At 71.3% G+C, this 11,409-nt stretch carries 8 protein-coding genes; 3 read left to right on the top strand and 5 right to left on the bottom strand.

The features are described from left to right. Window positions 1–52: 52 nt before the first annotated feature. Both AB0E94_RS28400 and AB0E94_RS28405 read right to left on the bottom strand, forming a co-directional pair. Complete coding sequence (locus AB0E94_RS28400; protein WP_360331917.1) at window positions 53–1,450, bottom strand: class II fumarate hydratase; 1,398 nt, start codon at window positions 1,448–1,450, stop codon at window positions 53–55. Continuing rightward, entirely contained in the window at window positions 1,440–4,382 is a 2,943-nt protein-coding gene (locus tag AB0E94_RS28405) for a BTAD domain-containing putative transcriptional regulator (protein WP_360331920.1), read from the bottom strand. The genes AB0E94_RS28400 and AB0E94_RS28405 overlap by 11 nt, the downstream gene beginning before the upstream one ends. Window positions 4,383–4,717: 335 nt before the next feature. Here AB0E94_RS28405 and AB0E94_RS28410 point away from each other — a divergent pair, with 335 nt between their 5' ends. Further along, a complete protein-coding gene (locus tag AB0E94_RS28410; RefSeq protein ID WP_360331923.1) occupies window positions 4,718–5,305 on the top strand; it encodes a hypothetical protein in 588 nt (195 codons plus the stop codon). 64 nt (window positions 5,306–5,369) lie between these two features. Here AB0E94_RS28410 and AB0E94_RS28415 read toward each other — a convergent pair whose 3' ends face one another. From AB0E94_RS28415 to AB0E94_RS28425, 3 genes are all read right to left on the bottom strand, one after another. Then, window positions 5,370–7,034, bottom strand: a complete 1,665-nt coding sequence (locus AB0E94_RS28415; protein ID WP_360331926.1) for a fumarate hydratase — start codon at window positions 7,032–7,034, stop codon at window positions 5,370–5,372. Window positions 7,035–7,095: 61 nt separating this feature from the next. After that, window positions 7,096–8,388 (bottom strand): hypothetical protein, encoded by a 1,293-nt coding sequence (locus tag AB0E94_RS28420; RefSeq protein ID WP_360331929.1) that lies wholly within the window; start codon window positions 8,386–8,388, stop codon window positions 7,096–7,098. Between the two features lie 62 nt (window positions 8,389–8,450). After that, window positions 8,451–8,936 (bottom strand): Lrp/AsnC family transcriptional regulator, encoded by a 486-nt coding sequence (locus tag AB0E94_RS28425; protein ID WP_360331932.1) that lies wholly within the window; start codon window positions 8,934–8,936, stop codon window positions 8,451–8,453. A 171-nt stretch (window positions 8,937–9,107) separates the two neighbouring features. Here AB0E94_RS28425 and AB0E94_RS28430 point away from each other — a divergent pair, with 171 nt between their 5' ends. Beyond that, window positions 9,108–10,163: an RDD family protein gene (locus AB0E94_RS28430; RefSeq protein ID WP_360331935.1), complete on the top strand. Its 1,056-nt coding sequence runs from the start codon at window positions 9,108–9,110 to the stop codon at window positions 10,161–10,163. Next, window positions 10,160–11,239: a histidinol-phosphate transaminase gene (gene hisC, locus AB0E94_RS28435; protein WP_360331939.1), complete on the top strand. Its 1,080-nt coding sequence runs from the start codon at window positions 10,160–10,162 to the stop codon at window positions 11,237–11,239. The genes AB0E94_RS28430 and hisC overlap by 4 nt, the downstream gene beginning before the upstream one ends. Window positions 11,240–11,409 lie beyond the last annotated feature (170 nt).

The raw sequence follows: 11,409 nt of genomic DNA on the forward strand, positions 1-11,409 counted from the left end.
AATGAACTCCATCGACAAAGATCGCCGTACGCAAGCTCCTGGCGGCTCTTTTTTACGGCCTTGTCATCCGAAGAACATCGAGCGATTCGTCCAGCTGGGCCTCGGTGAGAGTGCCGTTGCCGACGTGCCCGCGCTCGATCACCACCTCGCGGATCGTCCGGCCGGTGGCCAGCGCCTGCTTGGCGACGGCGGCCGCCTCGTCGTAGCCGAGGTAGCGGTTGAGCGGGGTGACGATCGACGGCGAGCCCTCCGCATAGCCGCGGGTGACCTCCTCGTCCGCCTCCAGGCCGTCGACGCAGCGGTCGGCGAACAGCCGGGCCACCGCGGACAGCAGCCGGATCGACTCCAGCACGTTGCGGGCCATCACCGGCAGCATCACGTTGAGCTCGAAGTCGCCCTGGGTACCGGCGAAGGCGACCGTCGCGTCGTTGCCGATGACCTGGGCGGCGACCTGGCGGACCGCCTCCGGCACCACCGGGTTCACCTTGCCCGGCATGATCGACGAGCCGGGCTGGAGGTCGGGCAGACGCAGCTCGCGCAGGCCGGCCCGCGGACCCGAACCCATCCAGCGGATGTCGTTGGCGATCTTGTAGAGGCCGGCGGCGATCACCCGGAGCTGGCCGGACGCCTCGACCAGCGCGTCCCGGGCGCCCTGCGCCTCGAAGTGGTCACGGGCCTCGGTCAGCGGCAGGCCGGTCTCCTCGGCCAGCAGCCGGATCACCGCCGCGGCGAACCCGGGTGGCGTGTTCACCCCGGTGCCGACCGCGGTGCCGCCCAGGGGCAGCTCACCGAGCCGGGGCAGGGTGTCGCGCAGGCGCTCGACGCCGTTGGTGACCTGTCGTGCGTACCCGGAGAACTCCTGGCCCAGAGTGACCGGAGTGGCGTCCATGAGGTGCGTGCGGCCGCTCTTGACGACGGTCTTGAAGGTCTCCGCCTTGGCGCTCAGCGCCACCGCCAGGTGGCCGAGCGCCGGGATCAGGTCGGCGCTGACCGCCTCGGTGGCGGCCAGATGGATCGAGGACGGGAAGACGTCGTTGGACGACTGCGAGGCGTTGACGTGGTCGTTCGGATGCACCGGGCGGCCCAGGTCACGGCTGGCCAGGGTGGCGATGACCTCGTTGGCGTTCATGTTCGACGAGGTGCCGGAGCCGGTCTGGAAGACGTCGACCGGGAACTGGTCGTCGTAACCTCCGCCGGCCACGTGTGCGGCCGCCGTCGCGATCGACTCGGCCAGATCCTTCTCCAGCACGCCGAGGTTCGCGTTGACCCGGGCGGCGGCGCCCTTGATCCGGGCCAGCGCCCGGATGTGGGACGGCTCCAGGCCGCGGCCGGAGATCGGGAAGTTCTCCACCGCGCGCTGGGTCTGCGCCCGCCACAGCGCGGCGGCCGGCACCCGCACCTCGCCCATCGTGTCGCGTTCGATCCGGAAACCGTTCTCGTCAGTCGTCACCGGACCATCCTCTCTCGACGTCCGGCAGTTCGCCTGAGATCCCGATCTCCCGGAACAGCACGGCGGCCCTCCCCCGGAGGCCGGCCGCCTCCGGATCGTCCGGGTCCAGGCAGGCGGCCAGTCCGGCCTGGGCACGAGCGATGGAGTACGCCATCTGCCCGGCCGTGGCCAGCCGGAGCGACCGCGCGTACATCTCCCGGGCGCCCGGCACGTCCCCGGCCCGGCGCAGGGTGGTGGCCAGGGCATGGCTGAACTCGGACTCGTGCCTGGTGTCACGCATCCGGACCGCGATGTCCAGGGCCCGGCCGTGTTCGGCGCACGCGTCGGCGTACCGGCCGGCGTCCCGGAACAGGCGGGCCCGGTCGTTGTGCAGGTCGGCCATGATCGACCGGGAGCCGCTGCGGATCGCGAGCCGCCGGGCCACGTCGACGTACCGGTGGGCGGTGTCGACACCGATCCGGCCGGACGCGTACTTCAGGCGCTGGAGCAGCAGGATCGAGAGGGCGAGCGGCCCCTCCTCCTCGTGCTCGATCACCGCGATCAGCCGGAGCCGGGCGTAGTGCAACGCCTCGTCGTAGCGGCCGAGCCGGCCCAGCACCGCGGCCAGGGTGCCCAGCGGACCGGCCGAGGAGGTCTGCATCCGCTGCCGGGCCACGATCCGGCGGGACGTGTGGATCGCCTCGATCGCCTCGGCGAACCGGCCCTGCGACTGATAGAGCGTGCCCAGGTTGCCGTAGCTGGTGGCGACCGCGCCGGCCTCGCCGAGCTCCTGCCGCAGCCGGATGGCCAGCAGCAGGTACTCCTCGGCCGGGCCGTGCTCGCCGCCCCGCGAGTAGGCCGAGGCCAGGTAGTTGGCGATGGTGGCGATCGCGGCCCGGTCGCCTGACGACTCGATCCAGTTCATCGCGTGCTGGTGCAGGTCGCGGATGTCGTCCATGTAGCCGCGGAAGAAGAGCGGCTGCCAGGCGGCGCGCGGAATCCGCCAGGCATATCCGAGGAGCCCGGCCGCCCCGGCGGTGTCGACGAGGGCGGCCAGGACCGGTCGGGCCCGTTCCAATCGGGTGTACGGGTCCTCCAGCGCCACCACCAGGTCCGGGCGGTCCGGGCGTGGCCAGCCGAGATCCCGGTTCAGCACGTCGTGGTGGCTGGACGCGACCGCGGCGATCAGCGCGTGCAGCTCCAGGTCGAGCACCCCGGTCAGGGCCGTGTGCCGGTCGGGTCCGGGCAGGTCGGCGGCGAGCATCCCGGCGTACTCACGGATCAGGTCGTGCATCCGGTAGACGCCGCGTTCCGGCTCCTCCAGCAGGTGCACGTCGACCAGCTCGTCCAGCGCGTCCCGGGCGTCGTCCAGGGGGAGCCCGGCCAGGGCGGCCGTCGCCAGGTCGTCGACGGTGCCGACCGGATACACGCCGAGCAGCCGGAACACCCGTTGCAGCGGCGGCGGCAGCTGCCGGTAGGTGAGGGTGAAGGCGCCGGCCACCGTACGGTCCTCGGCCGCCAGCTCCGGCAGCGCCGACTCGCCGAGCCGGCTGAGCAGGTCGGACACCCGCCAGCGGGGCCGGTGGGCGAGCCGGGCGCCGGCCAGCCGGACCGCCAGCGGCAGGGCGCCGCAGCGCCGGACCACCTCGGCCGCCCCGTCCGGGTCGCCCCGCACCCGTTCCCCGACGATCCGTTCCAGCAGCGCCATCGCCTCGTCGTGGGCCAGCACCGGCAACGACTCCAGCTGGATGCCGTCCAGCCCGGCGAGCCGGCGGCGGCCGGTGACCAGCGCCAGGCTGCCCGGTGTGGTCGGCAGCAGGTCGGCGATCTGGGCGCTGGTGGCCGCGTTGTCCAGGACGATCAACAGGCGACGACCGGCCACCTGGGTACGCCAGAACCCGACCCGCTCGACCGGCTCGGGCGGGATCTCCTCGGCGCTGTGCCCGAGCTGGCGCAGCAGGACGACCAGCGCCGCAGCCGGGTCGACCGGGTCCTGCTCGCTGTGGCCCTGCAGGTCGACGAAGAGGTGCCCGTCCGGGAACTGCTCGCCGATCAGGGTGGCGACGTGCAGCGCCAGGGTGGTCTTGCCGCTGCCGGCCATCCCGTCCAGGACGGCGACCACCGGGCCCGCCGACTGGGCCGCCTCGATCCCGGCGATCAGGCGATCGACCTGCTCGGTACGACCGGTGAAGTCGCTGACCGTACGAGGAAGGCATCGGATCGCCCCGCCGGCCGGTATCACCGCTGCCGGAACCGGGACCTCGGGCACCGCCCCGGCCAGGATGTCGCGGTGCAGGTCCTGGAGCTCGCGGCCGGGTTCGATGCCCAGCTCGGCACGCAGCACGTCGCGGGCCCGCCGGAACTCGGCCAGCGCGTCGGCCCGCCGCCCCGACTGGAACAGCGCCATCATCAGCTGGCCACGCAGGCGCTCCCGCAGCGGGAACCGGTCCACCAGCGAGGCCAGCTCGCCGAGCAGCTCACGGGCCCGGCCGGCGGCCAGTTCCAGGTTCATCGCGTCCTCGATGGCGACCGCGCGCCGCTCGTCGAGCATCGCCGCCGCCTGCCGGACCGCCGACGCGTCGATCTCCGCGCACGCCGGACCGCGCCACAGATCGAGGGCCTCCCGGTACGCCGCCCGCGCGGCCCCGGCCCCGGACGCCGACCGGGCGGTGTCGACCAGGGTGAGGAACCGCTCCGAGTCGAGCTCACCCGGTTCGACGCGTATCCCGTACCCCGCCGGGTCGGTCATGATCGCGTCGGCCGGAAGGCCGCGCCGCAGCCGGGACACGCAGGTCTGCACCTGGCCCCGCGCGGTGGCCGGCGGATCGGCGCCCCAGATCGCCTCGGTCAGCTCGCCCAGGCTCACGATGCGCCCCGGGTGCAGGAGCATCATCGCGAGCACGACCCGATCACGCCCGGCCGTCACCGCTACCGGACGTTCATCTCTCGTCACCGAGAGTGTTCCTAGTATGTGGTAGCGCAAAGTAGCCATCCCCGTCCTGTGCGCTCGCGACCGAAGCCTACCGAGATCTTCAAGAGCGGAACGACAGAGAATCGATAGCGGCCTACGGCACCCTTCTCCCCAGTGCCGGCTCGCCGCAGATGCTTCCAAAGAGCGCCCCCAGAATGTGGCGGGACGGCCCAGCTTCAACGGGGGAGAGACAGCCCGCTCGGGGTACGCCACGAGCGGGCTGTTCGTATCTCAGCGATCACACAGAGTTGGACGTCGCTGGCTTCGTTACGTACCGTCGACTGGGTTTGGATGACCCCGACGAAGAGGAATCCCCGATGCGACGCGCCATCCTGGCCGTGCTAGCGGGCGGTGTGCTGGTCACCAGCGCCGCCTGTGGCGACGATGCGAAGAACGAGGACACCGCCGCGCCGGCTGTCACCACACCCGCCGTGGCCTCGGCCCCGACACCTGAGGCGTCGTCCGCGGCGCCCGATTTCACGGCCGAGACAGTTCAGGCCTGCGAGCGGCTGGACAAGGTGTTCACCACCGAGTTCGGTGACTTCGGCGAGGCGCTGGGCAAGATGATCGCCCACAAGGAGGCGAAGGACACCGCCAACGCCACCAAGGCGGAGAAGCAGGCCGCCACCGAACTGAAGGTGATCGGCACGCAGATCCGCAAGGAGACCGCGAACGCGCCCGATCCCGAGCTCAAGTCGGTGGCCGCCACATCGGCGCAGCGCATCGAGGCGAGCGCCAAGGACCTCAGCTACATCAAGGGCATCAAGAGCACCAAGGACCTGGACGGCTCACTCCAGCAGCAGATCACCACCTGGATCAGCCCGGTCGCCGGTTACTGCGGTGTCAAGCGAGCCGCCGAGACCCCGTCGACGCCGGCGTCCGCTGCCCCGTCGGCTTCCTCCTGACCGAACCCGATCTTGTTGACCTCCGGCACGCCCATGACCGCGGAAGTCAACAGGATCGAGGCAGTCAGCGGCGGCCGATGCTGAAGGTCGGGTTCGGCTTGGTGACGTCGGCGAAGAAGTCGTTGCCCTTGTCGTCGACGACGATGAAGGCGGGGAAGTCCTCGACCTCGATCTTCCAGACCGCCTCCATGCCGAGCTCCGGGAACTCCAGCACCTCGACGTGGCGGATGCAGTCCTGGGCCAGCCGCGCGGCCGGGCCGCCGATCGAGCCGAGGTAGAAGCCGCCGTAGGTCTGGCAGGCGTCGGTCACCTGCTTGGACCGGTTGCCCTTGGCCAGCATGATCATCGAGCCGCCGGCCGCCTGGAACTTCTCGACGTAGGAGTCCATCCGGCCGGCCGTGGTCGGGCCGAACGAACCCGACGCGTACCCCTCGGGGGTCTTCGCCGGGCCGGCGTAGTAGACCGCGTGGTCACGCAGGTACTGCGGCATCGGCTGGCCGGCGTCGAGCCGCTCGGCGATCTTGGCGTGCGCGATGTCGCGGGCGACCACGAGCGGGCCGGTCAGCGACAGCCGGGTCTTCACCGGGTATTTGCTGAGCTCCGCGCGGATGTCGGCCATCGGCCGGTTCAGGTCGATGTTGACGACCGGCGACGACTCCAGGTCGACGTCGGGCAGGTAGCGGGCCGGGTCGGTCTCCAGCCGCTCCAGCCAGACACCCGACGGGGTGATCTTGGCGACCGCCTGCCGGTCGGCCGAGCAGGACACCGCGATCGCGACCGGGCAGGACGCGCCGTGCCGGGGCAGCCGGATCACCCGGACGTCGTGGCAGAAGTACCGCCCGCCGAACTGGGCGCCGATGCCGAAGTCGCGGGTCAGCTCCAGGACCGCGGCCTCCAGCTCCACGTCACGGAAACCGTGGGCCAGCATGGTGCCCGAGGTGGGGAGGTTGTCCAGGTACTTCGCGGAGGCCAGTTTCGCGGTCTTCAGCGCGTGCTCGGCGCTGGTGCCGCCGATCACCACGGCCAGGTGGTACGGCGGGCAGGCCGAGGTGCCGATGAGACGCAGTTTCTCGTCCAGGAACTGCATCATGCGCTGCGGATTGAGCAGCGCTTTCGTCTCCTGGTACAGGTACGACTTGTTGGCCGAGCCGCCGCCCTTGGCCATGAACAGGAACTTGTACGCGTCGGGGTGGCCGCCCGGGTCCTCGGCGTACAGCTCGATCTGGGCCGGCAGGTTGGTCCCGGTGTTCTTCTCGTCCCACATGGTGATCGGGGCGAGCTGCGAATACCGCAGGTTGAGCCGGGTGTACGCCTGGTAGACGCCGAGCGCGATGGCCGCCTCGTCGGTCCCGTCGGTCAGCACGTGCCGCCCGCGCTTGCCCATCACGATCGCGGTGCCGGTGTCCTGGCACATCGGCAGCACGCCGCCAGCCGCGATGTTCGCGTTGCGCAGCAGGTCCAGCGCGACGAACCGGTCGTTCGCCGACGCCTTCGGATCGTCGATGATGTTGCGCAGCTGGGTCAGGTGGGCGGGCCGCAGGTAGTGCGCGATGTCGTGCATCGCCTCCGCGGTGAGCTGGGTGAGCGCGGCCGGCTCGACGGTCAGGAACCGTCGCCCGCCGGGGCCCTCGACCACATCGACACCCTCGTCCGTGACCAAGCGGTACTCGGTCAGGTCGTCGCCGGTCGGCAGGAGCGGCGAGTACCTGAATTCGGCGCTGGAGCTCATGAACCGAAAGATTAGGCCAGCGGGGCGGGGCGACGCGAACCCATCCCCGGCGCTCCGCTTTTCAGGCGAACGGCAGATACGCCATGTCGCGGCCGGCGACCAGGATCATGCCGTCCGGACCCACCGTGAAAACCTTCGCATCGGTACGCACATCGGCACGAACCGTACCGGTGCTGAGGCCCAGTGCGGTCACCCGTCCTTTGGAAGCCACGATCGCGGCATACGGGGTGAGCGCCGCCCCGGCGTCCGGACGGTCCTCCTGGCGCCACACGTTCCGGTCCTTGGTGAACGAATATCCCCGGATCGACTGACCCTTCCGGATCACCGCGTAGGTGTCGTCGACCGCGAGGACCGTGGACTCCTTGTCGCCGTACCAGAGATTCCGCCCGTCATAGCCGTTGATCAGAACCTCGCGGCCGTACGGGTCGACGCCGAGCACCACGTTGTACCCGCCGGCCGGATCCTGATCCTGTTCGCAGGCCGAGCCGTTGTCCGCGGTCCGCAGGTTCAGCCCGTCCCGCTGCCACACCTTCTCACCGCTCGGGCTGCCGCCGACCACGCCGTAGTAGCAGGTGCCGTCCCGGGCCGTGCCGGTGACCGTGAGCACCCGCCCGCCGACCACCGCGACCCGCTGGTCCCTGGCCGGCCGCAAGGTCTGCACCAACCGCCCGGTGGCCGTGTCGATCACCCGGATCTCGCCGTCGTGCGGCAGCCCGATCAGCCCCGGCAGCACCGGCGGGCCGGCCACGTCGTCGTCCACCGAGCCGGAGACCAGCCGCCGGGTGTCCGGCAGGTCCGGGTTGGCGGCGTCCAGGACGAAACCGATGCTGCCGGTGCCGACGGTCCACAGCTGGCTGCCGGACCGCGGATCCCAGGCGGTGAGCCGGCAGTCGTCGCCCCCGCCGCAGCTCAGGTCGACGATCGCGTCCTGGTAGGTCCAGACCGCCGACGCCACGGTGTCCGAGCGCCGGATCGCGCCGGTGGACGGGTCGACCACCTGGTAGCCCTTGGTCAGCAGGCGGCCGGTCACCACCACCGCGTTGGCGCCCTTGCCGGCGACCGCGGCCCAGTCGGCGTCGGACGACCACAGTTTCACGGCGGCGGTCAGGCCGTACGCCTCGACCGACGTCCGGTACTCGACGATCACCGCGTCACCGGCGATGGCCACGCTCTGCGGGGTGCCGCCGAGAGATGCCTGCCAGCGGGTGCCCGGAGCGACCGGTCCGCTCGTGGTGATCCACGACCAGAGCTGCGGGAACGGGTTCCAGGTGTGGGTCGTGGCCAGGACGGTGAGGGCCACCGCGGCGACGGTGACCATCCAGAGTCCCTTCCAGGAACCGCCTGCCGAGGCCATGCGGGCAGGGTAATGACCTTCGATCCCGGAAGGGCTTAGCGCGGAATGACCGTGTCGTCACGCTATGCGTGACTTGCCGACCTGACCAGGGGCACCGTCCGGTACGGGATCAGCTCCGCGAGCGCGATGATCGTATGCGCCCGCACGATGCCCTCGTAGCCGACGATCTGGTCGATCACCCGTTGCAGGTCGGCGTTCGACCGGGCCACGATCCGGCACAGGATGTCGCCGCTGCCGGTGATCGTGTGCGCCTCCAGGACCTCGGGAATCTCCGCCAGATGCTCGGCGACGGCGTCGTGGCCGTACCGCTGACTGATCTCCAGCGTCACGAAACTCATCACGCCGAACCCGATCGCATCGGGCGCCACCTCGGGTCCGAAGCCCTTGATCGCGCCCCGCGCGATCAGCTTGTCCAGCCTCGCCTGCACCGTCCCGCGCGCGACCGCGAGCCGCCGGGAGAGTTCCAGCACACCGATCCTCGGCTCGGCCGCGAGCATCGCGATCAGGCGCGCGTCGAGCGCATCGAGCTGGACAGTCTGCTCACCCACAACCGGAACCTATCGCACCGATTGCACACGTTGACCATCGATCATCGGAAGGGTTGCTCATGGCCGTGGGCTGCGCCACTGTCAGGCCGCCTGGGACACTTGTGATCAGGCCCTCGCGGCGGGCGACCGCGGCGCAGGGAAGTGTCAGGCTGTCGTGGTAAAGGTTTGCGCATGAGTTCCGTTCCCGCGGGTTGGTACAAGGACCCGGCCGACACCAGTACCCAGCGCTATTGGGACGGTGAAGGCTGGCTGGGCAAGGCCATCCCGGCCGACGCCGTGCCACCGGACGGCCCGCCCGCGGCCGAGCCGGAGCCCCCGGCGCCGGACCCGTCTCCGCAGCCCACCTCGCCGGCCACCCCGGCCGCCGGGCCGCCGCCACCCGCCTGGGGCCAGCCCCCGCCCGGGTGGGGCCCGCCCCCGGCGCCGCCCGTTCCGCCCGCCGGTCCGCCGGCCGCGCCGCCGGTCGGTCCGCCCGCCGGTCCGCCTGCCGGCCCGCCAGTGGGCCCGCCGCCCGGTTGGGCTCCGCAGCCGCCGCCTCCGCCCGGCTGGCAGCCGCCGCCCGGGTTGCAGCCGCCGCCCGGCTGGCAGCAGTCCCAGGCGTATCCGCCGGCTCAGCCCTTCCCGTACCCGTATCCGTACCCGATGCCCGAGGTCCGGCCGCACGGGATGACGCTGGCCCCGCTCGGCAAACGGCTCACCGCGCGGCTCATCGACATCGTCGCGGTGCTGATGCTCAACGTCGTGGTGAACGGCTACTTCGTGTACCTGTACCTACAGGACTTCATGCCGATCTTCCGCGACATCATGGACCAGGCGGCGACCGGCGTCGCCGTGCCCGTGGCCCAGCGGGGCACCCCGCGGATGCAGACGCTGACCATCGCGATCGTCATCATCGCCACCCTGCTCTGGCTGGCCTACGAGGCGCCGGCGATCAGCAACAGCGGCCAGACCATCGGCAAACGGATCATGGGCATCAAGGTCGTCCCGATGGAGAAACCCGGGCAGATCGGCTTCGCCCGGGCATTCACCCGCTGGGCCCGGCTCGGTATGTGGACACTGTTCTGGTCGTGCGGCGTCGGCCTGGTCATCCAGTTCCTGTATGCGTTGTCGCCAGTCTTCGACTCCCGCCTGCGTCAGGCCTGGCACGACAAAGCGGCGGCCACCGTCGTCGTGGACGTGCCCGCGGGCGGCGTGCCACCGACCATCAAACCCGGAGGATCCCGATGACCCGCCTCACCCGCGCCGACCTGGACGCGCTGCCCGCCTACGTACCTGGTCGCAGCGTCGCCGACCTGGCCCGCGAGCTGGGCATCGCCGAGGCGGTCAAGCTCGCCAGCAACGAGGTGCCGTTCGGTCCGCTGCCAGGCGTGGCCGAGGCGGTCACCGAGGCGGTCCGGACCGTCCACAGGTACCCGGACATGGGCGTCGTCGAGCTGCGCGACCGCATCGGCGCCTGGCTCGGCGTCGACCCGGCTCGCGTGATCACCGGCTGCGGCTCGGTAGCGCTGGCCGAGATCCTGGTCAAGGCCACCTGCCTGCCCGGTGACGAGGTCGTCTACTCGTGGCGGTCCTTCGAGGCGTACCCGATCATCGCGGCCGGCGCCGGTGCCACCAGCGTGCGCGTGCCGAACACCGCGGAGCACGGCCACGACCTGGCCGCCATCTCCGCCGCGATCACCGACCAGACCCGGCTCGTCTTCGTCTGCAACCCGAACAACCCGACGGGCACGTTCCTGCGTAGGGCCGAGCTCGACCGGTTCCTCGCCGACGTGCCGTCCGACGTGCTGGTGGTGCTCGACGAGGCGTACCGGGAGTTCGTCACCGACCCGGAGGTGCCGGACGCCCTGGCCACCTACGGCGACCGGCCGAACGTGGTGGTGCTGCGCACCATGAGCAAGGCGTGGGGCCTGGCCGGCCTGCGGATGGGCTACCTGGTGGCCCAGCCCGAGGTCGCGGCCGCCGTCCGCAAGGTCGTCACCCCCTTCTCCACCAGCCTGGTCGCCCAGGCCGCGGCGCTCGCCGCCTTCGATCAGGAGGATGAGGTACGCCGCCGGTGCGCCGTCGTCGTGTCGGAGCGGACCCGCGTCACCGAGGCGCTGCGCAAGCTCTCCCTCGACGTGCCGGACAGCCAGGCCAACTTCGTCTGGCTGCCGCTCGGTGACCGGACCGCCGGGTTCACCGCGGCCTGTGAGAGCCGCGGCGTGATCGTGCGCGGTTTCCACCCGGAGGGCGTCCGGGTCACGATCGGCACCCCCGAGGAGAACGACCTGTTCCTCGCGACCGCCGAGACCGCCCTCGCCTGACCCGCGTGCCGACCTGCGGTCCAGATCGCGCCGCAGGTCACCACACACGTGCCACCCACCGCCCGCGTGCCGACCTGCGGTCCAGATCGCGCCGCAGGTGGGGCCGGTGTAGGGGGGGTCGGACGCCGCCACAGGGTGGGGGGGCGCGGCGCGGATGAGGGGCGGGGCGA

Source organism: Actinoplanes sp. NPDC026670, assembly GCF_040638175.1.
GTDB lineage: Bacteria > Actinomycetota > Actinomycetes > Mycobacteriales > Micromonosporaceae > Actinoplanes.